The following is a 25728-nucleotide window of genomic DNA, read 5'->3' on the forward strand; positions in this document are numbered from 1 at the left end:
CACAGGATCAAGTCCGGGATGACGGTCACAGGATCAAGTCCGGGATGACGGTCGCAGGATCAAGTCCGGGATGACGGTCACAGGATCAAGTCCGGGATGACGGTCGCAGGATCAAGTCCGGGATGACGGTCACAGGATCAAGTCCGGGATGATGGTAATGGGATCAAGTCCGGGAGGATGGCGGGTGCTTGAATGTGCAGAGTCGGGTTGTGGTTGTGGGCGAAATCCATCGATGGACAGTGCTCAGCTTCAGGAGCGGGCGCATCACCGGAGATGGACTGGCTTCCGGTCAACTGACCGGTACCCAGACCAGTTTCGCCTCGGCAACGCGAATGTCGGATTTTTCCAGCCCGATGTCCTGGGATTCACGGGCTTCGGCCATCGCGGCGTGTTTTTCCTGCAGGGCGATCAGCGCGTCTTCGAACTCCTGTTCCAGTTCCTCGAGGTCCTGCTGCCGGGCGTCATGGCGCTCCCGGGCGGCTTTCAGCCGTGCCTTGGCCTTACGCGAGGCGGTGCGCCGCGAGGCCGCCTTGTTCAGGGTACTGGAGCCGAATTTGCCGCTGAGCACCGCGCCGAGTAGATCGCCGACCCCGGACAACAGCTCGGACTGGGTGCGGGCCGACGCGTCGTCCTCGAGTTCCCGCACCCGGGTATCGGCAGCGGAAATCCGGTCTTCGAGGCGACCGATCCGGCGGGCGTAGGTGGTGCGCAGCTTCGCAATCGCCTGGTCGGACAGTTCGTCCGCGGCGGCCACGCAGCGGGCCGCGAATGCCTCCTCGCTCTCTCCCACTCGCGAATAGAGTTTCAGCGGTGGGCATTTGAACACCGTGACGTTGCGGTGCGCGACCAGATGGTTCTTGAGGTCCGAGGACAGTGACGACCAGAACGTCTTGTTCTGCAGCTTGGTATTGCCGAGCTCGTAGGTGGCGCCGGCGGGCGGGTCGGTCCGGAAATCCCGGTCGTCGTGATCGACGTCGAGTACGTCCGCGGCGTCGATGATGCCGTCCAGTGGAAAGACCACGGCCTCGTAGGTTTCCGCGTGGTTCACTCCGGCGCGCGTGTCGTCGTACAGCAGTTGCACGGTCACCGCGGCGGCTGGAGCCAGCCGCGTGGAAGTCAGGTCCGCGCCGAGTGCCTTGGCCCATGGCGCGGCAGGGTCCAGGTAAACCGTTTCGACGCCCTCGGCGACTGGCGGTGCAATCGCGGACGGGGCGTTCACGTCCTCCACCGCGGGGGTGGCCGGCGTCGCTGCGCCCGGCTGGTCCGGTTCGGCCGGGCTCGCTGGCGGTTCGGCCGCCGCCAGCGCGGCCTTGTGGTCGGCCATCAGCGCGGCCACCTGGGCCCGGGTGAAGGGGCCAAAGCGGTAGCACATGGGATGGCGCCGGTGCAGGATGACCTGCTCGGACTTCTTGGCCTGGTACAGCAGAAACTGGCGTTTCTCCAAGTTGGACAGGCGTGCGTCGAGATCCGGCAGTCCGCCGCGAATCCCGTCGAGCACGCGGCGTTTGTCATTTTCGGTCTGCAGACGGCCGACGATCCAGGTGCCGGCGTTGGACATGGCCTTGTAGTCGATGTCCACCGGGTTCTGGGTCACCAGCACCATGCCAACGCCGAATGCGCGGGCCTGCTTCAGGATGGTCAGGATCGGTTTCTTGGAAGGCGGCTCCGCGGTCGGTGGAACGTAGCCGAAACACTCGTCCATGTAAATGAGCGCACCGAGTTCCCCGGTGCCGGGGCGCGAGCGCATCCAGGTCACCACCTTGGACAGCAGCAGGGTCACCACGAACTGGCGCTCGGTCTCGCCCAGGTGCGCCATGTAGATCACCGCGCAGGGTGTTTTGCCGTCACCGCCGAGCATCCGCTCGATGTCCACCGGCTCGCCCTCAAGCCAGGAAGCCATGGCCGGTGAGGCCAGCAGCGTGTTGAGCTGCAGCGCCAGCTTCATCCGGTTTTTCTCCGGGAAAAACATCTCGAGGTCGAAGACGCCGAGCTTGCGAAACGGCGGCTTGGGTATCTGGCCGACCAGGGTCGCCAGGTCCAGGTTCTTGCCCTGTCGCCACCAGGTCTCGACGATCATGGACAAGAGAATGTGTTCCGGGCCGGACACCGGGTCGGACTTTACCCCCGCGAGAACCAGGATCGACGACACCAGCCCTTCGATTTCGTCGCGGATCGTCTCCGCATGGACATCCCAGTCCAGCGCGGGAGCTTCCAGCGAGCCGAGCACGTTCATGCCGATGCCGATGGACGAGCCGGGGGTGTAGATGCGGAAGTCAGTCCCGTCGCGGAAGCGGGCGATGCGCTCCGGGGTGATGCCGTCGCCCGCCAGGTCCTCACGGCGTTCCGCGGACTCCTTCGCCGCCAGTTCGGTGACGGTCTTGCCCTTGCGCTTCGCCTTCGCCGCGTCCATCCAGGGCTCGAGATCCTCGGGGGAACTGTCGGGGAAGTTGAGCATGATGTTGCCCATGTCCCCTTTGGGATCGAGAATCAGGGTGGGTGTGCCGCTGAGCAGCGCCTCTTCCAGCAGGTTGACCCCGAGACCGGTCTTGCCGGAGCCGGTCATGCCGAAAATCACGCCGTGAGTGGTCAGGGAGCTCGCTTTCAGCAGTACCGCATCGCCGCTGTCGCTCTCCGTGCCGATGTAGTACTGGCCTTTTTTCGTATCCATACCGAAAAAGTACCACTCTTTGATGTTATGTGTCTTTCGTGTTCGTGGGTGCGCGGAACCGGAGACCTGCGCCGTGACACTAAGATGCTTTGAGACTGACTATTCCGGACTAACGAATGCGCGCGTCACTTGTGACATGCCGAGGGCAAGTCGTGAAACCGTCTCAAAGGCGATCGAACCGATAGGTGCCCGGGTCCACGATGGGCGTGGTGTCTGATACGAGGTCTGCCGCCAGATGACCTGCCGCGGGTCCGGTACCAAAACCATGCCCTGAAAATCCGGTTGCCACCGTCAGGCCCGGCAGGGCTTCGATCCGGTCGATAACGGGATTCGAGTCAGGAGTGACGTCAATGACGCCCGCCCATTCTTCTTCAATTTCCGCATCCGTGAACGCCGGCCAGGCTTTGATAAGGTTGGTGAGGGCCTCCTGGTTGAGGCCGGGGTTGACTCTCGGGTCGCGGGTGCGGACCTTTTCAAACGGCGAGCGTTTGTTCGCGCTCCAACGGCGCGCAAGCGCCAGGTCTTCGAAAAACTCCCGGCCCACCGACACGCGCAGGGAGCCGCCCTCAGCACGGAGCTGACTGATGTATCGCCAGCCGACCAGCAGGTGATCAAGAGTGAGCGGCGCATTCAGGGCGGATCGCTGCGTAATGATGAATCCGCCGTCTTTGTGTTTTCTGAATGAAAAATCGGGTCCGCCGACCGAAATATCCGTTGGGCCTTCCATCGGCCGTGTGCGCAGAACCGAAGCCACAAGCGGGAGCGTCGGCAAAGCAATTCCCAGGTTGCCCAGGAATCGTCTGGACCATGCGCCCCCGGCGAGCAGCACCTGATCACAACGCACTTCGCCTTTTTCCGTTACAACGCCAGTGACCTTTCCGCCTGAAGTTGACAGCGTTCGAGCGGCGCAGTTCTGAACGAGGATCGCGCCTTTTTCAATAGCCGACTTGGCCATGGCGCTGGCGGCCATCGAAGGTTCGGCCCGGCCATCGGAAGGAGTATAGATGGCGCCCGCCCATTGTCCTTTTCCTCCCGGTGCGCGCTGGTCGATTTCTGACGCACTCAGGAGTCGTGAACCCAGATCGAGAGCCTGAACCGAATCCGTCCAGGTTTCGAACATCGCCATCTGTTCCTCTGTTTTGGCCAGAAACATGATGCCGCACTGCGTGTAACCTACCGGCTGCTGGATGCGCTCAGGCATGTGCGTCCACAGCTGATCCGCGGCCAGAGCGAGGGGGACGTCCGCCGCGTGTCGGTTGGTTTTTCGTACCCACCCCAGATTGCGCGAAGATTGTTCGCCGGCGATATGGCCTTTCTCCAGCAATACGACTGGAATGTTACGCTCTGCCAGCGTCAATGCTGCCGAGACGCCAATTACCCCACCACCGATGATGACAACCGTCGTGGAGTTGGGTAACTCATCAATTGTGTTTACGGGTTCAAGGGTTTTCGTCACGTGCTGATGTCCGGCTGTTTCTCACCTGAATGTCCGACAAATCGGGGTGAATTATCCGCTTCAGTTTCTGAGGCGGATGTATTCAGCTTCACTCTCCGATGCGCCACGGTAAGCCGTGGCCTCCAACTCCATTTTGAAAATATCCGAGGCCAGCGGAGAGCAGGTCAATGTGCAGGCCGGGTCGATTCCCCGAAATTTGTCACCTAACACCTTGCCGACGGCGTCGGCGTCCGCCGGGTTCGGTACGAAAACACGGATAGCGACAATATCGGACAGACTAGAACCCGCGGCGATCAGGGCCCTCTCGATGTTGGCGATGGCCTGTAGCGACTGCGCTGTCACATCCTCAGGCATTTCCCCGGTTTCAGGGTTTCGCCCTGCCGTGTTGGAGACATAAATGTGATTGCCAACCGAGACAAGGCGTGAATAGCTCGCGATGTCTTCGAATTTCGATCCGCTTTTTACTCTAACGACTTTTGTCATGAGTCCTTCCGGTCTGATCTTTATTTGATTTGCTGGCCAGCTACGATAGAGGTCGCCGTCTCAGCTCATGATTGGCTTGTCCCAGAGATTGAGAGAAACGCCAATGCCCTTATCAATGGCATTGCGGTACACGACCGTGGCCCAGGCGATGTCTTCCACCGGCATCCCGCCGACTGACATCATGATGATCTCTTCGTCACTGGTTCGTCCGGGCGCTTCCCCGGCGACGATTTTTCCTAGATCTTCGAGCTCGCTCTTGTCCAGTTTTCCCTCCGCGACCAGGTCCATGAATTTCAGGCCGACAAGCGGGTTGGATGCATGGGCCGGTGGTGAAATTTCGGTCATCCAGGCCTCGTACAGGCCGGTGTTGTCCAGCACTTTGCGGACATCGGGGCCCGCGACGCCGTCATCGAAGTTGCCGAGGGCAGGCATTGCGAAAAACGTCCCCGGGCTGATCCATTCACGTTTGACGATGGGGTATGTCGATGGGTCACCTGTTGCGCCGGAACTGCAGTATGCGACGACGTCGGAATCGCGTACGACTTCCTCTTCGGTCGTGACGGCATGGATTTCCTTGAGTTGGGGATAGGTTCTTCTGGCCCATTCGATGTAAAGGTCGATGTTCTTCTGTCCGCGCCCTTTGACTTTGACCGTGTCAAGTTCGGGGCATGCGGTGACAAAGGCGCTGAGAGATGTTTTTCCCATGACCCCCGGGCCGAGTATGCCGGCAACCCGTGAATCCTTTCGAGCCAGATAACGTGCGCCGACGCCGGGAATCGCACCCGTTCGGTAGGCCGACAGCAGGTTGGCCGACATGAGCGCGAGAGGTGCGCCCGTCTCTGTGTCCGTGAGGATGAACATCAGGATCGAACGCGGAAGCCCCCGTTCCCGATTCGCGATGTTGGATCCGTACCATTTGACACCCGCGGTGCCGAACGTGCCGCCCAGGTAACCGGGCATCGCCATGAACCTGCGGTCAGGCGTTGGCTTCGGCATGGTGGGGTGTGGAGAGTCTTCCGGGAACATGACCAGGGATCCGTGGGAATTGTTGTTCTCTCCGGCCATTCTGAAGTCGCCGTGGTAGAGCAGCTTGAACATTTCCTCCATGGTGTCCACGCAGGCGGGCATGTCCGTGACCCCGGCCCTCACCATGTCGGGTTCCGAAAGATAGATGAAGTCGATTCGGGTAGATCTGGTCATGGATTTGTCTCTTTCAAATAAGGCATCAGGTTTGTGTCACTCGAACCACGATCATGTAGATGACCAGGGATACGAAGGAGCAGATGGCCGAGCAGGCCAGAACGGTTTCGAAGCCCGGCCCCTCCATTAATCGTCCGCCCAATGCCGGCCCAATGACACCGCCCAGCGACAGGGTTGTGGCGGAAAGGACGACGAATCGGCCGGTCAAATCAACCTCGGCGCTCAACCCGAAGAAATAGGCCAGTCCGTAGTTGACGCAAAAAGTGAACAGGACGGTGCCCACGGTAAATGACATCAGAGAGGTCGATTGCCAGATGATGTACAGGCTGACAACGTTGACGATGATGATGGCGACCAGGGGCAGGATACGTCCGATACGGTTTCCCAACCACGCCGCGACAAAAGCGCCCACAGCGGAAGAGAGCAGACCCAATGCCAGGGCGACGCCGACTTTGTCCGCGGGCAGTCCCTTGTCGGTGCCCATGATTTCGAGAAAGGCCCAGGTCGCAATGATGCCGCTGAAGAAAATGATGCCCGCTGTCAGCGCTGATAGTGACAGGGTGAGCAGCACGGTCGGTGATCGAGACGCCATGTGCGCGGCTTCACCGGTCTCGGCCGGTGGGTGCGCAAATGCGGTTTCGTTCTTGACGCCCCGCGAGGGAAGCAACCCGCTGAGAAGGCCAATGACAAGGCAGGTCGCGGCCATGGCGTAGGCCATTCCCGTAAACCCGTGATAGGGAATCACCAGGACGGGCAATGCGAATAGCAGGATGATCGAGGGCAAGGCTTCGAGCCCCAGCTTGATGCCAAACGCCCGGTCCGGATTCTCACTGTCGCCCATGACGGCCATGCCCAGGGCATAGAGGCCGCCAATGCCGATACCCATGAGAGCGAACAACATCATGATGGATGGATACTGGTCCGTGAGCGTGACGGCAAACAACGTCACCACGGAAATGCCGGATCCCAGAACCGCAGCGAGTTTCCAGTTGATCCGCCGCACGAAGAACAGAGACGCAATGGCGATCAATGTGAAGGTGACATTGAAAACAGCCATGATGTCGCCGAGTTGCGACTCGCTGAAGGGAAACGCTTCCGCCATCGTACCGACGACCATCGGCATTGTGCTGGAGACCAGGGCCCCGATGCCGGATAGCAGACCGGCCGCCAGGTACACGGACGCGCGGTCGATGGGATGTTTGGCCGATGTTACCGAAGTCTGCTCAGAGGTCATGTAGGTGGGCTCTTATAAGGTGCTCCTAGAGTAAGTCATTCGGTTCTGAATGACCCTTCCAGCCGATTACGGATGATGAGCATTTCCGCATTGAAGAGGTGTGAATCCAGGGTCCAGGCCTCGTCGCTGTCGGTCTGGCCGCGCCAGCTCATCAACGTGATGACACATTCGTTTTCGGAACGTCCGAGATTCGGCCCAGGGATGATGCGCGCGGAGATCAGGTGAACCAGCGAATCGGGTGAGGGGCCGACGTCATAGTCCACCAGCAACGAATCGACATGTCCCCGCGGCCTGACGTACAGAGTGCTGCCGTCAACGAGCGACTCTCCCGCGAATACATCGCCCGCTGGCGTATTCAAAATGTGCCTCCGGTTCCAGCTTCCCAGGGTCCATTCGCCCTGCCGCTGTCCGTCCGACATGTACTCGAAGGCCTGGATCGCCGGTACGCGAACCGCAATGCTCGCGGTCTGGCAGTGCGGGTCGCTGTGCACCGAGTCCAATTCCTCAGGTTTCAAGACGTACGGGGTTTGTGAGGTATTCCTCGACGATTTCGTCCGGCGCCTTGACGAAAGTGCCGCGGCGGCTGGTGCGAAGGCCACTGCGCCGCGCCAGTCTCGCCGCCATTTCGGCCATGCCCACGACGATTTCGATTCCGTTTACGACGGGTGCGCCTCCAACCTCATAGCCGTGTTTCCCGGCGAACAGCAGCATTGGGATACCGCCGCCCGGGAGCAGCAGCTCCGCCCCGGCTTCGATCAGAGGCTGGGCCTGTTCCTCGAACAGCTTGCAAACCGCTTCGGTCTTTTCGGAGTCCCCGAAGGCGCCCAGAATCTGGCCGGGCTCGAAGTGCATGGCCGCGACGTCCACGACCCGCTCGCGCAATCCGTAGCGGCTGAGCTGCAGGTGAAAGCCTGGAATGAAGCGCGGGTTGATCGTGACGATCACGCTGCGCTGCGCAAGTTGGCAACAATACAACATCGTTGCCTCACCCAGCGCCAGCACCGGTATATCCACCGCGGAGCGTGCCTCGTACAGTCCCGAATCCTGGAAATGACCGACGATGAAGGCGTCGTATCCTTCCCGTTCCGCGCGCACCGCATTACAGATCATTTCCCGGGCGCAGCGCATTTCCACGAGTGGGTGCGCATAGGCGTCGTGAGGTGTGATGCCCCAAATATCGATTTCGGTATTGGGCTGGCTGACCTCACCAAGGTGTTGGCGCAGGTGGTCCCAGTAGGGACCCGCGTGCGCTTCGTCGACGTAGCTTTGATAACAGATTCGCATCGCGGGCTCCTGCAGCTTCGAGAATGTGGATGCTACCAATTGGCGCGGAACGTCACGCCCCACCAGCGGGGTTGCCCGATCATGTTCTGCGTGAAGCCCAGGCTGGTGACCGGGATCGCGTAAGTCCGGTATTCCTCGTCGGTCAGGTTCTTGACCCAGGCAACGATGGAATAGCGGCCGTCGGCCATCTCGTAACCAACGCTCGCGCCCGCCACGAAGTAGCTGTCCTCGTGAGTTGTGGGATTGTTATTGATGTCGAAGAACTGATCGCCCACCAGCCGGAAATCGGTCTGTACGGACAGCCGGCCGGAGGCGACGGGCCAGCTGTACCGGATAAGACCCGTCACTTCAACATCGGGCGCGGCGACCATTTCCCGGTTCCGAATCACTTCTTCCCCTGTGAAGAAACTCGCCGCGACGATGTCCTTGACCTCCGTGTCGAGCCAGGTGGCACCCAGTCGGATATCGAGGCCGTCAACCGGCCGCGCGAGTAGCTCGGCTTCAACACCTTTGACCTCCGCGTCCTTGTTGGTCACGACATTGGTGAGCTGGTCGAAACTGAACGCCTGAAAGTCCTCATAGTCGTAGTAAAAAACCGCGCCATTGAAGGTTGCCTTTCCGTCGAACAATTCCGTCTTCATGCCAAGTTCGTAGGCCGTCAGCGTCTCCTCGTCGAACGGGATCTGCTCGATCTGGCTCGCGCCCAGGATGCCCGTGCCGTCGATCGCGAAATTGAATCCCGGGGCCTTGGTTCCCTGAGAAATCGAGCCGTAGAACAGGCTCGTGTCCGTCGGGCGCCAGTCGAGTTCGGCCCGGAAGCTGAAGTCGTTCAGGCTAGCTTCGGTCAGTTCGCCGGCTGTTTCAGGCGTGAAATCGAAGATTACGTAGCCGGGGATCGGTTCGTCGCTGAGACCCAGGAAAAACGGCGTATTGCCGAGCAGGTCGCGTGCGACCATGCGGAAATCCTGTTCCTCGTCGGTGTAACGGCCGCCGAGAATGGCGGTCCACTGGTCGGCCAGTTGGAACTCAATCTGTCCGAAAATCGCCAGGGAGCGGGTGTCGTAGTTCGTCACGGTTTCGTCGTCGACCAGATCGATGCCGGAGGTGTCGGTGCGGGAGCCGGTATCGATGCTGCGGTCGAAGTAGTAGATGCCGGTGGTCCAGTTGACGGCCCCGGCGCCGCCTGCCGCGCGGAACTCCTGGGACCATTGCTTGCTGTCCACTGGATTGGTCACCGCGATGGAGGGAACGGGACCCATGTCCGTGTCTTCGCCGAACAGTTTTTCAACTTTCTCATAGGCCGTAATGGACGTGAGCGCGATATCGCCCCAGGACCAGTCGGCCGTCATGGAGGCGCCCCAGGTTTCCAGGTCCAGGAAGGGTTCCCGGTCGTTGTCGGTGTCGTAGACGTCACCGTCCCGGTCCCGGTAGCCGAAACAATCCTCGCCGGGGCCCGTCAGTCCGCCGACTCCCTCGCAGATGGGATTGACCTGGTCTGAAGGCAGCAGGATCTCCGTGATGCCGTCTTCGGCGAAGGCCGTCGAAGTGTGCTCGTAGGTTGCCGCGATCTGGTCCACGTTCGAGTAGTGCGCACTGAACAGAATGCTCGCATCGTCGGAAGGTTCGAACAGCAGTTGTCCGCGCAGCGACAGAGCATCCCGCGAATTCGCGTCATCCACGCCGGGTACGCGCGCATCCCGGTATCCGTCGTGATTATGATAAATGCCTGAAATCCGGGTCGATACACCGTCGCCGAGTGCGCCACCGACGCCGCCTTCCAAACGAATCTCGGAGTACGAGCCCAACGTCAGGTCGGTATAGGCGTTGAACTCTTCGCTGGGCTTCCGGGTGATGAAATGCACCAGGCCGCCGGTGGTGTTTCGGCCATACAGAGTTCCCTGCGGCCCGCGCAGCACCTCGACCCGCTCGATGTCGAACAGGTTGAAATTCAGTCCGGCCAGCGAGGCCTGATACACCTGGTCCACGTAGACGGCTGTGGGCGATTCATTGTGCTCCGAAAAGTCATTCAGGCCCACGCCGCGAAGGGTGAATGCCGCATTATTTCCGTCGCCGAACGGAGTGACGTAAGTCAGTCCGGGTGTTTGGGTGACCAGGTCGGTCGATGACACGATGCCGAGTTCCTTGAGTTGATCCCCGGTAAACGCGGTGACGGAAATTCCGATGTCCTGAACGTTTTGTTCGCGTTTCTGCGCGGTAACGACTACTTCCTCCAGCCCCTGGGCGCCTACCTGGGTCACGGGCAATGTCACCAGCAATGCAGTGAAAAGACGTGCGCGGTTCGGTCGGATTGTGCGGTTGGACATGTGATGATTCCGGAGCGATCAGGCTCATGGGGATACTGTATAGTGTATACAGAATAATTTGATAAAATCCCGGGTGTCAAGAATCCTCTCGAACCGGGTTAATCCTTAAGAGATCGGTAGGGCGGCTTCAGCCGTAAAGTCCGGACTCGATCGCATCGCCCAAAACCTGCATCAAGGCCTTTCGAGCTTCCTCGAGCTGCGTGTGGGCTGCGGCCTCGGCGGCTTCGGGATCGCGCTTCGAAATCGCTTCGACGAGGGGCCGGTCAACATTCATGGCGATTCGGCGAATCGCGGGATCCTTGAGGGTCAGGGCGGCGACGAACTGCAAGTGTTCTTCGTAGCGACCGATGCAGTCGACCAGTTGCTGGTTGCCCGACAGGCTGAACAGCAAGCCCCTGAGGGCGCGGTCGGCCTCGAGGTAGCGTGTCGCGCTGACCGCATTGACGTGCGCTTCCTGTTCCGCCAGGTATTTCTGGAGTTGTCGAATGTCCCCGCTGGTGACTTTCTCCGCGGCCAGGCGGGCGGCATAAGGCTCCAGACGGTGTCGCACCTGGAAAATCTGCTCGATATCCTCCATCGTCGGCGCGATCACCTCGAATCCACCGTTCTCCCGGCGTTTGATGCTCCCCGCCTGGTGGAGGATCGCGAGCGCTTCGCGTGCCGGTGTTCTCGACACGCCGAGGAATTCCGCGACACCCTCCTCGGTCAGCCGCTGTCCCGGCGTCAGGTCGCCATTGATCAGTGCGTTCTTGAGACTCGCCAGTACCTGTTGGCGCAGGGGTTCCCGTTTTACGACTTTGTTCAGTTTCATAAGTGGATGTCAGCGTTGTGGCTGTGAGGCCGGGTTCAATTGGTCGGTCGCCACGCGTGACACTTTGGGACTCGGACGCGGTCGGCCCATTTTAGCGGTTTTGAACCAGTGCGTGGATAGCTGTGCGTCGTGTCAGGCATTTGCAACTTGAGTTTTATAGACAATACTGTATACAGTATACTTCAAGATTCCAAGAGCCATTGAATATCCATTCGAGGAGACCAGATGAACGAGCCGGCACACTCCGAATTGCGAAACGATCTGGCGAAATTGTCTTCGCCTGCCCGGAAGTTTCTCGCGGGCGACCACCGGATGCTGATCGGTGGTCGTCGTGTCGATGCCGAGTCGGGTGCCGCCCTCGAGGTGGTCGACCCGACCAGCGGAGATGTGCTCGGAGCGGTGCCTGCAGGGGATGCGAAGGATGTGGACCTGGCCGTGAAGTCAGCCCGGGCCGCTCTTGAGTCCGGGCCGTGGTCGCGGATGAAACCGGTCGAACGGGAACGGCTGATGCTGCGGCTCGCGCAGTTACTCGAGGAAAGTGCCGAAGAACTGGCTGAAATCGAGAGCGTCAACAGCGGTCGAACCATTCCCAATACCCGGGCTTTTGATGTGAACCTGTCGGTCGACTACCTTCGATACATGGCCGGGTGGTCGACGAAGATCCACGGTGAGACGTTCTCGCCGAGCGTTCCGTACGTGCCCGATACCAATTTCTTCTCCTACACGTTACGGGAGCCAATCGGTGTCGTGGGCGCTATCACGCCCTGGAATGTGCCGCTGGGTCAGGCCATCTGGAAAATCGCTCCGGTACTGGCCACCGGGTGCACAATGGTGCTCAAGCCGGCGGAGCAGACACCTCTGACCGCCCTGAGGTTCGCGGAGCTCATAATTGAGGCCGGGATTCCCGAAGGTGTTGTCAACATCGTCACGGGCCTCGGGGAAACCGCGGGTGCCGCCCTGGTGGATCACCCGGACGTGGACAAGATCGCTTTCACGGGGTCGACCGAAATCGGCCACCTGATCGCGTCCCGTTGTGCCGGTACGCTAAAGCGATACACGCTGGAACTCGGCGGCAAGTCCGCCATGCTGGTGTTTCCCGATGCCGACCCCGAGGTGACCATTCCCGGCACGGCAATGGCGATCTTCGGCAATCATGGCCAGAACTGCTGCGCCGGTTCCCGTCTCTACATACACAAAGATATCTTTGAAGAGCACATGGCCGGTGTGGCGGAGTTCGCCCGGAACATTCGGCTGGGTTCGGCGCTCGATCCGCAAACGGAGATGGGACCCCTGGTCTCCATGAAACAAAGGGAACGCGTACTCGGTTATGTCGAGTCGGGTGTGTCAGACGGCGCGGAGATTGTCACCGGCGGGTGTGGGGTTACCGAGAGCGGCGCCTACGTCGAACCGACTGTCATTCAGAACGTGCGGCCGGACATGAAGATCGTGCAGGAAGAAATTTTCGGGCCCGTGTTGGTCGCTTCGCCATTCGATGACCTCGACGACGTCGTCCGGCAAGCCAACGCCACCCAGTTCGGTCTCGGGGCCAGTATCTGGACCAATGACCTCCGTCGAACGCATTCCCTTATCCCCCGCCTGAAGGCAGGCACCGTGTGGGTAAACACCCACAACGTCCTCGATCTGGCGGTACCGTTCGGCGGCGTGAAGCGCTCGGGCGTTGGCCGGGAACTGGGCGAGGAGGCGATTCGGCACCACACGGAACTGAAGACGGTCACGATGCCTGTCTAGCAAAACTGTTTCCGAAACAAAGCTAAGAACGATCCCGGGTAGCACGGGGCGGGGCGGGGTTCCGCGATTCCGACACGGACTGCGAGTGCAAGCTGATCGCTGCCCCGAATGTCTAATCAGCATGCCCCCGGCAGAACGGATTTTCTCAGCCAATTCGGCTGACGGGCGTTTATGCTCGAGTGTTTCGGCCTAAATATAACTTTATAAATATCAGTGATTTGACTCTGGTTTCGCTTCTGTTGACTCTTCCGGTGTTGTTCGCTTTCTCGATCGGCTGAATCGAACAGGGACGAGTTGGGAGACCCATTGAATGAAACGGGCCATCCGAGCAGGGAGCACAAACAATCCAAAAAGAAACGGAGGTAGTCGAAATGCCGGAATGCGAGGATCAAGTGCATGGTGCCGCACCAGCACGTGATGCAGCCAGTCGCGTCGAAAATGTGGTGAAGCCGCGAGTCGGCGATGTTCTTCCGGATCGTCGAACCACCTGCCTTGGGAAAGTCGCCATTGGCTCTGTCGCCGTATTGTCCCTTCTCGCCGCTCCGTTGCTCGCTCAGGATGGTCCTGGAGAGGCCTCGAAGCTGACCTCGGCTTTGGAGGAAGTCGTGGTGACCGCGCAGAAACGCGGTAGTCAGAACTTGCAGGATGTCCCCGTATCCATTTCGGTCATCGGCGGCAACCGGCTGGACGAAAGTGCGTTCCAAGGTGTCAATGACGCCATTGCCTCGATGCCCGGAATCACCCAGTACGACACGGCGCAGAGCGGTGGATCGCGAATTACCCTGCGCGGCGTGGCTCCTGCGGCCGCGATCTTCTCCAGCAGTTCGACGTCCGCCTATTACCTGGATCAGATGCCATTCAGCTTCTCGCGGCTTTCGATCACGCCTGACGCCAGCCCGTACGATCTCGATCGGGTCGAGTTGCTGAAAGGCCCTCAGGGCACTCTGTATGGTGCTGCCGCGCTGGGTGGTGTCGTCCGGATACTGACTCGGAATCCCAATCTCAACGAGTTTGAGATCAAGGGTCGCGCCGAAATCTCGGAAACGGAAGAAGGCGGCACGAACTATCGCGGTGACGTTGCACTGAACGCGCCTATCGTTCCGGGAAAGCTTGCCGTTCGGATCGTAGCCGGTGTCCAGGAGAACGGGGGGTGGATCGACACGCCGGTCGAGGATGATCTGAATGATGCCGATATCAAGACTGCCCGCGTGAAAGTGGGGGCCGAGCCGACCGATCGCCTGCGGATTGATTTTTCTGCGTGGTACTCCCGGGACGACCGCGACATGATGGATTCGTCTCTTGAGGACCGAACCACGCCGAATGACGTGGAACAGCCCATCCAGACGGACTACGACCTCTACGGCCTCGGCATCGAGTATGACTTCGGCAACGACATCAGCCTGATCAGTTCGTCGACCTACATGGACTACTTCAACATCGGAACCATGCAGATCGTTCCTGGCTTGCCGCTGGATTTCGAACTCGGACCCGGCGTACCCAATTACCTCCGAACCGAGCTACATAACGAACTCTTCGCTCAGGAAGTGCGCCTTCATTCCACGAATGCCGGCCCCTGGAACTGGTCGATCGGCGGCTTCTATCGCGATACCGACGAGTTCCGCGAGAGCACCGGTGTGCTGGGGGACTCCTCTGACCGGCTGACATCACAACAGGTCGCGGTGTTTGGCGAAGTCACACGCGCGTTTCTCGACGGCGCCCTCGAGCTGACGGCCGGGCTTCGCTATTTCAACGATGACGTCACGCTCCAGGAGTTGACACGGAATGAGCCACTTGAACCTGGCGAACAGCTTCAGACGGTCGACGACAGTTTCGACGAAGTGACGTCCCGGCTGGTGTTGAGCTGGTACGCAAACCCTGACATGACGTTGTACGCATCGTTCGGCGAAGGCTTTCGCAGCGGCGTACTGCAGGGAACGAATGCCCTCGAAGTCCGACCGGACCTGCCGAATGCCGAGCCCGATGTTCTGACCAACTACGAAATCGGTGCGAAGGGAACGACAGCCGGCGGGCGTTTGCGCTATGACTTCGCTCTGTATTACCTGGACTGGGAGGACGTGCAGCAGTCCCTGCGATTCCTGCCGACCAGTGGCGGTCAGAATGTGCCCTTCACGGCCACCGCGAACGCGGGTGACGCGAGCGGTCCCGGTGTGGATCTCGGACTCGACTTCGCAGTGACCGATAGTCTGACACTCCACGGCTCGTTGGGTTGGAACGATCTGACTTTCGACCAGGACATCGTGTCACCCACGGGCGAGGTGCTGTTCGCCGGAGGAAGCCGGCTGGACCAGTCCGCGGAATGGACCGGTAACGCCCGCATGAACTATGCCTTTCCTTTTGGTGACAGCGGATATCGGGGACGACTCTCCGCTTCGTGGAGTTACTCCGACTCACTGGATATCAGAAACCCGGCGGGGCAGTTCGCCTACGCGGATTCAATCATCAAGTCTGATGCCAGCTTCACCCTGACGCCACCCAGCCAGAACCTTTCATTCACCTTTTTCGTGAACAACCTGACAGACGAGGATGGCATTGTGGCGATTCTGGATGAAGTGTTTCCGAACTTCGACACACGTTTGCGGCCCCGCACCTGGGGCGTTCGCATGAGCGTCGTTTACTGACAGTTGAGCTTGGCTCCAAGCCGGCCTGAACTACAGGACATGACACCCGATCACATTATGGGGAAGCAATATATGAAATCCACAACTGCCCTGCTGATGCTGCTTGTCTCAATGAGCGCGCTGGCCGAACCAGCCGATACGGTATACCGGAATGGTGACATTTACACCGTGAATGACGCCCAGCCCTGGGTGCAGGCCCTCGCGGTCAGCAACAAGCGCATCGTCTTTACCGGATCGGACAAAGCAGTTAAACGATACATCGGCCCGAACACCCGGGTCGTCGACCTGAAAGGCCGGATGGTAATGCCCGGCATCAACGACGCCCATCTTCATCTGCTGTTCGGCGGACTGCGTGAGCTGGGTTGCAAGATCCCTTCGGGTCCATTCCACCCCGTCATCGCCGAGGCGCTGCAGTCATGTGCCGCCGACCTGGAGGAGGGAGATTGGCTGGTCGCTGGCAACTTCTTCGTGGAGCAGTTTCCGGACAACGCGCCCAACAGGCGTTATCTCGACGAGCTGTTCCCCAATCGTCCGGTCTATCTGATCGAGATGTCGGGCCACAACGGCTTGGCGAACTCAAAAGCGCTGGCCCTGGCAGGCATCGACGAGTCGTCCACTCCGCCCGAGGGTGGGGCATTCAATCGTGATTCAAACGGCAAACTGACGGGTGAACTGGTCGAGTCAGCACAGTCTCTGGTGACAGACCTTGTGCCACCTCCTACCCTGGAAAAGAATGTCGCGGCGCTCCGCAAGGCGGTCGAGATCAACAACCGATATGGCGTGACGTCGGTTCAGGAGGCTGCGGGCACAGAAGAGTTGCTCGAGGCATTGAAGCGGATCGAGGACGATGGCGACCTGAGCCTGAACGTCAAGACGCATATCGTCTGGTCGAGCGAGCGGCACAAGAAGGGCGATCTTGCCGAGCTGCGGGAATTTATCGATTCGCGTGCCCGCTACGCTTCCCCGCACATCGACCCGAACGGCATAAAAATGTGGCTCGACGGAACCCCGACCGCCCCGTACTTCACCGCGGCCGATCTGGACCCGGAGACCGGTGAACCGGAGTGGGGCCTGATCCTGATTCCGCCCGAGAAGCTCAACCGCTACGTGACCGAGTTCGACGCCATGGGGTTGAAGATCAAGATCCATGCCTCCGGTGCCGGAGGAGCGCACGCCGTGCTCGATGCCTACGAGGCCGCACGCAAGGCCAACCCGGATTCAGCGATCCGGCACGATCTGGGCCATACCAACCTGGTCGCCGAAGCAGACATGGGCCGGATGCGCGCACTCAATGTCGTGGCCGACCTGTCCCCCTCCGTGTGGCATATCTTCGGTGAAACCCTGGGAGATCCACCTCAGAGAGCGTGGCAGTTCCGCACCCTGTCTGACCATGGCCTGCTGCTTACCGCAGGCTCGGATTGGAACATAGCCAAGACACCCAACCCCTTCCCCGCGCTGCAGGGCATGCTCGATTACGGCGAGGAAACCATCGATCTAATTTCCGCGCTGAGGGTGTGGACCCGAAATGGCGCGATCTCCGTGGGTCGCGAAGATGATTTCGGCACGCTGGAACCCGGGAAGCTGGCCACCTTCATAGTGCTGGACCGGAATCTCTTCGCCATCGATCCCTCTGAAATCGGCGGCACGATCGTGTTGCAGACGATATTCGAAGACGCGCTCGTGTACGAGGCGGATGACGCATAACGCATGCAAGTACTGAACCGGACATATCAAGGAATGGAATCGTGAACAAAATTCTGACCATAAGTGCCGTAGGCGCGCTGGGATTGATCTCGGCCGGCGGTGATGCAATTGCGCAAGCCGGGTCCAGTGTCGGCGGTGAGACGCGGTCCGCGCTGGAAGAGGTGGTGGTGACCGCGCAGAAACGGGGCGCGCAGATCCTGCAGGATGTGCCGGTATCCATTCTCGTGATGAGTGGAGAGAAGCTGGATTCGAGCTCGTTCGAAGGTGTGAACGATGCGATTGCAGGGATGGCGGGCGTCACCGCTTACGACACCAGTCAACGGGGTGGTACACGTGTAACGATTCGCGGCGTGGCTTCTTCTTCCCTGATCAATACCGGCGGCTCTACCACCGCCTACTATGTTGATGACCTGCCGTTCAACTTCGTTCGGCAATCTACGACTGCGGACGTCAATGCATTCGACCTGGAGCGGGTCGAGGTGTTGAAGGGACCGCAAGGCACTTTGTATGGCGCCGCTTCGCTGGGCGGTGTGGTACGGGTGTTGACCCGCGACGCCAACCTGGACGAGTTCGAGTTCAAGGGTCGCGCGGATCTGTCCACCACGGAGGACGGTGGGCAGAACTATCGGGGAGACGTGGCTTTCAACATGCCCCTGGTGCCGGGAAAACTGGCGGTGCGAGCGGTAGCGGGCTACCAGGACAACAGCGGCTGGATCGATTCGCCAGTGGATGACGATGTCAACAACTCCGAGATCAAGTCGGCTCGCGTGAAAGTCGGTTATATCGCGACTGACCGCTTGCGCTTCGATTTCACGGCACAGTTTTCGCGCAATGACCGCGACAGTGTGGATGCCGGTCTGGATGATCGGACGACCCCCAACGATGTGGACCAGACCGTCGACACTGAGTACGACCTGTATGGCCTGAGGCTTCAGTTCGATGCAGACAGATACAGCATCTTCAGCTCAAGTTCGTGGCTGGATTACTCCAATACCGGCACGGTACAGATTGTCCCCGGGCTGCCGCTGGACTTCGACTTGTCAGGCGGGGGTGGTGTGTTCAATTTCCTGACGCAGCAGAACGACAGCGAGCAATTCACCCAGGAAGTGCGCGTGAATTCGAATAACGATGGGCCGTGGAACTGGTCGTTCGGCGGCTTCTATCGTGACAGCGAGGGTGTGGGCGGTGTCACTGGCGTGCTGGGGCACAACTTCAGCCAGATCGAGTCGGAGCAATTTGCGTTCTTCGGCGAATTGACGCACGCGTTCATGGATGGCGCATTCGAACTGACGGCCGGATTGCGCTACTTCGAAGACGATCAGGAACTCACTGCGGTTGTCACCAACGGCGGACCGCCAGACCACTCGACCGACCAGTCCGAGACGTTCGACAAAGTGACGTCACGAGTGGTCCTGACCTGGTTCCCGAATGACGACATGACCGGTTACTTGTCCTATGGAACGGGTTTCCGTAGCGGCTTCATTCAGGGCGCCACAGCACGGGAGCTTTCTCCCGACCTCGCCAATGTGAAGCCGGATGTGTTGACCAATTATGAAATCGGGCTCAAGGGTACTACCGCCGAGGGTCGTGTGGGCTACGAAGTCGCGCTGTACTACCTGGACTGGGCGGACGTTATACAGCCTCTGACCCTGCTGGCACAGGGTGACCAAAACGTGCCGTTCACGGCCGCGACGAACGCGGGCGACGCGAGCGGTCCGGGTGTGGATTTGAGCATCGACTTCGCGGCGACGGACAGCCTAACCCTGCGCGGTGGAATCGGCTGGAACGATCTGACCTTCGATGACGATATTCAGGATGGCGCGGGAATCACGTTCTTCGAGGAAGACAGCCGGCTGGACGAATCCGCTGAGTGGACCTGGAGCGTAGGTCTCGACTATCAGTTTGCTTATGGCGCCAGCGGATACGGTGGCTGGTTCTCCGCTGACGCGAATTATTCCGATGCACTGAACAAGCGAAGTGCGAGCGGTGAAATATTTCACTCCGACTCGATAATGACATCGGGTATCGAGCTCGGGCTGACTCCGCCCTCGGACAGCTTCTCCTTAACGTTGTATGTGGACAATCTGTTCGACGAAGACGGAATCGTGGCCATTCTCGATACCGGCTTTCCACAATTCGATTCTCGTGTCAGACCACGCACCTACGGGATGCGGCTGAGCTATCCGTTCTGATGCCAGAGGTACCGGTAGTGAGTCCCGGGTTTGTCATGAAGTGGCGTTAAGGGACGGATCGAGGAGCTCAAAGATGAGATTGCAAATTGGTTTTTTTACCATTCTGGTGGCATCCGGCGTACTCGCCGAGCCAGCGGATACGGTCCTGATGCACGGCGAAGTCTACACCGTCAATGATGTCCAACCCTGGGCCGAAGCGTTGGCGATCGAGGACGGGAGAATCGTCTTTGTCGGTGCGGACGCGGATGTTCAGTCGTACATCGGTCCGGACACGCGGGTCATCAATCTGCAGGGCCGGATGGCCATGCCCGGGATTCACGACGCCCACCAGCACCTGATGTACGGCGGCATGGCGGGCATCGGGTGCCCGGTGCCACTCGGTCCCAGGGGCGATGCGTTCGTCACGGCTCTTCAGGAAAAACTCCGGGAATGCCGTGCTTCACTGGAGGATGGCGAGTGGCTGGTGGCTCGGGGTTTCTTCGCCGAGCAGTTCCCGGATGGCGTACCCCACCGGAAATACCTCGATGAGGTCTTTCCCGACTATCCCGTTTATCTCATCGAGCGAACGCATCACAATGGCCTGGCCAACTCGAAGGCCTTGGAATTGGCCGGTGTGGACGAATCTACAGCGGCGCCGGAAGGTGGCGTGATCACACGGAACGCCAACGGACAGGTGACCGGCGAACTGGTCGAGAAGGCGACCGCCTTGGTGCAGAACGCCATTCCGCCGCCGACGCCGAGCAAATATATTCGTGCACTGCGCAAGGGCATCGAGATCTGTCACCGTCACGGGATCACGTCTATCCAGGAAGCGATGACCACCGAAGATGTCCTTGTCGCGCTCAAGTATCTCGAGGACCGTGGTGAATTGCACCTGAACGTCACCGCGCACTTGGTCTGGGGACGCAAGAACGAGCCCGAGGAAGTGCAGGAAGCTTTGATCGAGCAGCGTTCGAAATACCAGTCGGAGCATGTCGACCCGAACAACATCAAGATCACCCTGGACGGCACCCCGACGGGGCCGTACTTCACCCAGGCAGACCTGGACCCGGAGACCGGAGAGCCGGAGTGGAAGTACGTTCTCGTACCCCCGGAGAAGCTGAACGAGTTCGTTCCGCGCGTCGATGCCTTGGGTATGAAAGTGAAGATGCATGTCGCTGGCAAGGGGGCGGCCCATGTGGCTCTCGACGCCATCGAGCGGGCACGGACACTGAATCCCGAATCAACAGTGCGGCACGAACTCGCGCACACTGCGCTCGTGACGGCGTCTGACATGGATCGCATGCGCACACTGAACGTGATCGGTGAGGTATCGCCCACCCAGTGGCAACTCCGCGAGCCCTTCGGCAACCCACCGGAGGATCCGTGGGAGTTCCGAAGCCTCGCCAACGAGGGGGTTCTCTTGACCATGGGTACGGACTGGCCGGTTACTCGAACGCCGGACTTCTTCGAGGCACTCGAAGGCATGCTGTTATTCGACGACCAGTCGCTGGACCTCCTGTCCGCGATTCGGAGCATGACCTGGAACGGCGCGGTCGCGATCGGTCGGGAGGATGACATGGGATCCCTGGAGGCCGGGAAGCTGGCCAACGTGATCATTCTCGATCAGAACCTGTTCGCCATCGACCTCACGGAGATCAGCGAAACCCGCGTGCTGATGACCTTGTTCGAGGGGACGGTCGTTTACGAATCGCAGTAGTTCACCCCGCCCACACAAGAGACCCATCGACAGGCAGGCGAGGTCGATGGGCGAATACAGGAGAACACCCATGAGACTGAGATTCGGATTGCTGCTTCTGGCGTTTTCGGTCGGCGTTCGTGCCGAGTTGGCGGACGTCATGTTCGTGAACGGAGCCATCTACACCGTGAATGACACCCAGCTTTGGGCCGAAGCGCTTGCGGTCAAAGACCAACGCATCGTGTTTGTCGGGGCAGAGCGTGAGGCACAGGCCTACCTGGATGAATCGACCCGGATCATCGATCTCGACGGACGGATGGTCATGCCGGGCATACACGATGCGCATCAGCATCTGATGCAGGGCGGTCACATCAGTCTCGGCTGCCTGCTGCCCATTGGAATCGAAGGGGAACGATTCATCGACGTTCTCAAGGATGTGCTCCGTGACTGCGAGTCCCGCCTCGAAGAGGGGGAGTGGCTGGTGGGGCGCGGCTTCTTTTCGGAGCAGTTCCCGGATGGTGCACCTCACCGAAAGTACCTGGATGAGCTGTTTCCCGATCGCCCCGTTTGGCTCACGGAGCGAACGGGGCACAATGGGCTGGCCAACTCCCGGGCGCTCGAAATCGCAGGTGTAACAGTCGACACCGTGGCGCCCGCCGGCGGTACCATCACTCGGGATGAGGACGGGCTACCAACGGGTGAACTGGTCGAAAAAGCCACGGCCCTGGTCCGTAACATCATTCCGCCTCCCACTCCCGAGAGGAACCTGAAAGCAGTTCGCGAGGCTATCAGGGTGTGTCATCAGTATGGCATTACATCAATACAGGAAGCCGGAACGACCAAAGACCTGCTCGTTGCCTTGCAGAAGCTCGAAATGGCGAGTGAGCTCACTCTGGATGTGACTTCGCATTTGGTCTGGGGCAGGGGCGATGATCTGGCCGGGCAACTTGCACTGATCGAGAACCGAGGAATGTATGAGTCGACGCATGTCAATCCGAATAACGTCAAGGTTTGGATGGATGGTACGCCCACCGGCCCGTATTTCACCCAGGCCGACCTGGATCCGGAGACCGGGGAGCCGGAATGGGAGTACATCCTGGTATCTCCTGATCTGATGAACGAGTATGTTCCGAAGTTCGACGCCTTGGGCATGAAAGTGAAGGTTCATGTCGCGGGCAAGGGTGCCGCGCACGTCGCCCTGGATGCGTTTGAGCTGGCAAAGCAAAAGAATCCCGGATCACGGGTCAGGCACGAACTGGGACACACGGCCCTGGTTTCTGGGCAGGACATGGACCGGATGCGTGAACTCAATGTCATCGGCGACATGTCTCCCACACAATGGCAGCTCCACGAGCCGTTCGGAGACCCGCCCGAGGACCCGTGGGAGTTTCGCACCCTGTCAAACAAGGGCGTCATGCTCACCATCGGTACCGACTGGCCTGTGACGCGGACGCCCGAGCTTTTCGAAGCACTGGAAGGCTTGCTTATGTTCGGCGATGAGTCCCTGGATCTGCAGTCCGCCATCCGCTTGATGACGCTTAACGGCGCCATTGCGGTCGATCGTCATGAAGACCTTGGGTCGCTCGTGCCCGGAAAGCTGGCCAACCTCATCGTGCTGGACCGGAACCTGTTCGCCATCGAGCCGGAGGAGATCAGCGAGACGACCGTCCTCATGACGATGTTCGAAGGCAAGGTTGTCTTTGACCGGCATTGACGTACGGAGATACCGTCAACCGCCTTCCCTCACCCTTTTGGGAAGATCGCTGATCACCCTGTCCAGCGCTTGAGTTTTGCACTCCTCGATCAGGCGTCACGGACGCAGCGTTTGAAGATGATATTCCACTATCAAATCTGGTGATTTGACTGGGCAGTCGCTAGGTTCTTAGCTATACCGAGTTCTTTAATAGTGCCTGTGAGGTGTGAGACCGCAACCGGGATCACAAGGGCAGAGTCGTGCGTGTTCAAACGTGTATGAACCGGGAGAGACCAGAGTGAAGTCGTGCAATTGTAAGGGCAACATCAGGGGTGGAGTGGGATTGGCCATGTTCGTCGGGGTGCTGGTAGCAGCACCCGTATCGGCCGCCGTTCTGGAAGAGGTGGTCGTGACCGCGCGAAAGCGTGTCGAGTCCACGCAGGAGATAGCCACCAGCATCACAACGTTCACCGGTGATCAGGCCGCGGCGCTGGGCATCAAGCGCTCCACCGACCTGGCGAAGTTGACTCCCGGACTGAATGCAAAGTACTCCGTTGGCCTGGAAAGCCCCATTTTCACAATGCGCGGGGTCGGGCTCAACGACTACAGCAGCATCAACAACCCCTCGGTTGGCGTGTACGTGGATGATGTCTTCATTCCATTCATCCCCATGATGAATTCGCAGGTCTACGATATCGAACGCATCGAGATCCTCAAGGGACCACAGGGTACGCTGTACGGTCGCAACACGACAGGCGGTGCGATCAAGTTCGTGAGCCGCAAGCCCACCGCGGAAAAGGACTTTCGCGCGCGTCTGGACTACGGTTCCTGGGAGACCATTGAGCTTGAGGCCGCCGGGGGTGGTGCGATCACCGACACGCTCAATGTGCGCGTGGCCGGGTTGACCCGCCAACGCGATTCCGGATACCAGTACAACCGGCTGACGGACGAGAAAGTAGGCAACCAAAGCCGCCTCGCCGCCCGAGTCATCCTGGATTGGAATCCGACGGAGTCATTCAATGCACAGCTGAACCTGCATGCCGGCCGGGACGAGTCCGACGCCGCCCTCCGTGAGCATGTGGGCTTTACCGATCCGGTTACCGGGGAAACACCGTGTCCCGCGGTTCTTGCCGGTTTGCGTGGTGATGAAAATGGCAATTGTGTGGACACTACGGGATACGCCGACAATGACGATGACCCGTATGCGTCCGACATCAATAACCGCTTTGGTGACGAGGTATCGAATCAAAGCCATGGGGGAAGCCTGGTGCTCAACTGGGATCTCCCCAGGGCGACGCTGGTTTCTGTAACCGGTTATGACGAGTTCACTCAGGATCTCGTGGACGACACGGACGCTGCCCCCACGACGCAGTTCGAGACGATCCGTCGTGAGGAGATCGACGTGTTACAGCAGGAACTGCGCCTGGTGTCTGATGATAGTTGGGGCTTCGACTGGTTGGTTGGATTCTTCTTCTCTGATGATCAGATTCGGGCCGTCAACACTCAAGCTGTGGACGACCTCTACGGTTCGGTCGTGCGGGTCAGCAACGATCAGGAAACGACCTCGTATGCCCTGTTCGCGAATGTCGAGTGGCCATTTGCCGAGCGGTGGTCGCTGACCGGCGGTATCCGGCTGACCACCGAAGAGAAGCGGAGGCAGACCGTTTCTGAGGATCTGAATCCGTACGGAACCAGCGTACTGAACCCGACTGACGGACCCTTTGTTTACGTGGTAGATGACACGACGATTGACGATGACGATGTGTCCGGGAACATCGGGCTGACCTATCACCCGAACGACGATGTAATGCTCTACGCCACGGCGTCCCGGGGGTTCAAAAGTGGTGGATTCAAGGGAAATATCTCGTTCAACAGGTTTCAGGTCGGGCCGTACGACCCCGAGGAGCTATTCGCCTACGAAATCGGATTCAAGTCGATGCTGTTGGATAACAGCCTGATGTTCAATGCTGCCGCTTACTATTACGATTGGCGCGACTTCCAGGCCTACAGCCTCGTTCAACTGGAAATTCCCGTCGTGGTTCTCACAAATGCGGGCGATGCCGAGGTGAAAGGTTTCGAGGCTGATGTGATGTGGCGGCCGACTGAGAATCTGGAACTCGGTGCGGGCATCAACTGGATGAATGGAGAGATTGTCGAGTTCGACGCCCTAGAGGGTGGGCAGGACAATACCGGCAAGCAACTCGCGAACGCGCCGGACCGGATGATTAGCGCGATCGGCAAGTACTACTTCCCTGATTTCTCCGAAAGGTTCGATGCCTACGTTCAGGCGACAGCGACCTACCAATCGAAGGTGTTCTTCGAGATCCAGAATAATCCAGTCAACAGTGAATCGGGCTACTGGCTGGCGGACCTCCAGATTGGGTTCACAACCAAGGACGGAAAGTGGGACGCCGCCTTTTGGGCACGGAACCTGTTCGACAAGGCCTACATCGCCGAGGCGCGCTATGTCGACCTGCGGGTGTTTCCCAACGCCAATACCTACGGAGAACCCAGAAGTGTGGGTGTCAGCGTCAACTACCGGTACTGATGCAAATTCGGTCGCGGCAGCCGCCCTCGGGTAGCTGCCCGACCGAGTGAGCTGGGGACGCCTTT

Annotated in this window: 16 protein-coding genes; 7 read left to right on the forward strand and 9 right to left on the reverse strand. The window is 59.6% G+C overall.

What is annotated here, in order from left to right; all coding sequences use genetic code 11:
• Positions 1 to 289: 289 nt before the first annotated feature.
• From V3330_RS05095 to V3330_RS05135, 9 genes are all read right to left on the reverse strand, one after another.
• Positions 290 to 2668, reverse strand: a complete 2379-nt coding sequence (locus V3330_RS05095; RefSeq protein ID WP_354694311.1) for a helicase HerA domain-containing protein — start codon at positions 2666 to 2668, stop codon at positions 290 to 292.
• Positions 2669 to 2831: 163 nt separating this feature from the next.
• On the reverse strand, positions 2832 to 4124 hold the full coding sequence (locus V3330_RS05100; protein WP_354694312.1) for an NAD(P)/FAD-dependent oxidoreductase: 1293 nt from the start codon (positions 4122 to 4124) through the stop codon (positions 2832 to 2834).
• Positions 4125 to 4184: 60 nt separating this feature from the next.
• The gene (locus V3330_RS05105) at positions 4185 to 4607 is read right to left on the reverse strand and encodes a RidA family protein (protein ID WP_354694313.1); all 423 of its coding nucleotides are present in this window, start codon (positions 4605 to 4607) and stop codon (positions 4185 to 4187) included.
• A gap of 60 nt (positions 4608 to 4667) precedes the next feature.
• Complete coding sequence (locus tag V3330_RS05110; protein ID WP_354694314.1) at positions 4668 to 5807, reverse strand: ornithine cyclodeaminase family protein; 1140 nt, start codon at positions 5805 to 5807, stop codon at positions 4668 to 4670.
• 25 nt (positions 5808 to 5832) lie between these two features.
• Complete coding sequence (locus V3330_RS05115) at positions 5833 to 7041, reverse strand: MFS transporter (RefSeq protein ID WP_354694315.1); 1209 nt, start codon at positions 7039 to 7041, stop codon at positions 5833 to 5835.
• A 35-nt stretch (positions 7042 to 7076) separates the two neighbouring features.
• Positions 7077 to 7532, reverse strand: a complete 456-nt coding sequence (locus V3330_RS05120) for a hypothetical protein (protein ID WP_354694316.1) — start codon at positions 7530 to 7532, stop codon at positions 7077 to 7079.
• Positions 7533 to 7545: 13 nt separating this feature from the next.
• Positions 7546 to 8325 (reverse strand): aspartate/glutamate racemase family protein, encoded by a 780-nt coding sequence (locus tag V3330_RS05125; RefSeq protein ID WP_354694317.1) that lies wholly within the window; start codon positions 8323 to 8325, stop codon positions 7546 to 7548.
• Positions 8326 to 8357: 32 nt separating this feature from the next.
• A complete protein-coding gene (locus V3330_RS05130) occupies positions 8358 to 10649 on the reverse strand; it encodes a TonB-dependent receptor (protein WP_354694318.1) in 2292 nt (763 codons plus the stop codon).
• Between the two features lie 127 nt (positions 10650 to 10776).
• On the reverse strand, positions 10777 to 11460 hold the full coding sequence (locus tag V3330_RS05135) for a GntR family transcriptional regulator (RefSeq protein ID WP_354694319.1): 684 nt from the start codon (positions 11458 to 11460) through the stop codon (positions 10777 to 10779).
• A gap of 225 nt (positions 11461 to 11685) precedes the next feature.
• Here V3330_RS05135 and V3330_RS05140 point away from each other — a divergent pair, with 225 nt between their 5' ends.
• From V3330_RS05140 to V3330_RS05170, 7 genes are all read left to right on the forward strand, one after another.
• Entirely contained in the window at positions 11686 to 13209 is a 1524-nt protein-coding gene (locus V3330_RS05140) for an aldehyde dehydrogenase family protein (RefSeq protein WP_354694320.1), read from the forward strand.
• Between the two features lie 608 nt (positions 13210 to 13817).
• Entirely contained in the window at positions 13818 to 15848 is a 2031-nt protein-coding gene (locus tag V3330_RS05145; protein ID WP_354694321.1) for a TonB-dependent receptor, read from the forward strand.
• A gap of 39 nt (positions 15849 to 15887) precedes the next feature.
• Positions 15888 to 17552: an amidohydrolase gene (locus V3330_RS05150; protein ID WP_354694322.1), complete on the forward strand. Its 1665-nt coding sequence runs from the start codon at positions 15888 to 15890 to the stop codon at positions 17550 to 17552.
• A gap of 41 nt (positions 17553 to 17593) precedes the next feature.
• Positions 17594 to 19744, forward strand: coding sequence for a TonB-dependent receptor (locus V3330_RS05155; protein WP_354694323.1), 2151 nt, complete (start codon positions 17594 to 17596; stop codon positions 19742 to 19744).
• Positions 19745 to 19817: 73 nt separating this feature from the next.
• Positions 19818 to 21443: an amidohydrolase gene (locus V3330_RS05160; protein WP_354694324.1), complete on the forward strand. Its 1626-nt coding sequence runs from the start codon at positions 19818 to 19820 to the stop codon at positions 21441 to 21443.
• 88 nt (positions 21444 to 21531) lie between these two features.
• Positions 21532 to 23136 carry an amidohydrolase gene (locus V3330_RS05165; protein WP_354694325.1) on the forward strand — a complete coding sequence of 535 codons (1605 nt, stop codon included), beginning with the start codon at positions 21532 to 21534 and terminating at the stop codon, positions 23134 to 23136.
• 328 nt (positions 23137 to 23464) lie between these two features.
• Positions 23465 to 25663 carry a TonB-dependent receptor gene (locus tag V3330_RS05170; RefSeq protein ID WP_354694626.1) on the forward strand — a complete coding sequence of 733 codons (2199 nt, stop codon included), beginning with the start codon at positions 23465 to 23467 and terminating at the stop codon, positions 25661 to 25663.
• Positions 25664 to 25728: the final 65 nt, after the last annotated feature.

The sequence above is a fragment of the Elongatibacter sediminis genome, from assembly GCF_037892215.1.
Lineage (GTDB): Bacteria > Pseudomonadota > Gammaproteobacteria > Xanthomonadales > SZUA-36 > Elongatibacter > Elongatibacter sediminis.

Excerpts from the sequence above, each read along its gene's own strand:
- V3330_RS05095 (WP_354694311.1), bottom strand. The coding sequence starts at position 2,668 with ATGGATACGAAAAAAGGCCAGTACTACATCGGCACGGAGAGCGACAGC.
- V3330_RS05105 (WP_354694313.1), bottom strand. The coding sequence starts at position 4,607 with ATGACAAAAGTCGTTAGAGTAAAAAGCGGATCGAAATTCGAAGACATC.
- V3330_RS05110 (WP_354694314.1), bottom strand. The coding sequence starts at position 5,807 with ATGACCAGATCTACCCGAATCGACTTCATCTATCTTTCGGAACCCGAC.
- V3330_RS05115 (WP_354694315.1), bottom strand. The coding sequence starts at position 7,041 with ATGACCTCTGAGCAGACTTCGGTAACATCGGCCAAACATCCCATCGAC.
- V3330_RS05125 (WP_354694317.1), bottom strand. The coding sequence starts at position 8,325 with ATGCGAATCTGTTATCAAAGCTACGTCGACGAAGCGCACGCGGGTCCC.
- V3330_RS05130 (WP_354694318.1), bottom strand. The coding sequence starts at position 10,649 with ATGTCCAACCGCACAATCCGACCGAACCGCGCACGTCTTTTCACTGCA.
- V3330_RS05135 (WP_354694319.1), bottom strand. The coding sequence starts at position 11,460 with ATGAAACTGAACAAAGTCGTAAAACGGGAACCCCTGCGCCAACAGGTA.
- V3330_RS05140 (WP_354694320.1), top strand. The coding sequence starts at position 11,686 with ATGAACGAGCCGGCACACTCCGAATTGCGAAACGATCTGGCGAAATTG.
- V3330_RS05150 (WP_354694322.1), top strand. The coding sequence starts at position 15,888 with ATGACACCCGATCACATTATGGGGAAGCAATATATGAAATCCACAACT.
- V3330_RS05160 (WP_354694324.1), top strand. The coding sequence starts at position 19,818 with ATGAGATTGCAAATTGGTTTTTTTACCATTCTGGTGGCATCCGGCGTA.
- V3330_RS05170 (WP_354694626.1), top strand. The coding sequence starts at position 23,465 with ATGTTCGTCGGGGTGCTGGTAGCAGCACCCGTATCGGCCGCCGTTCTG.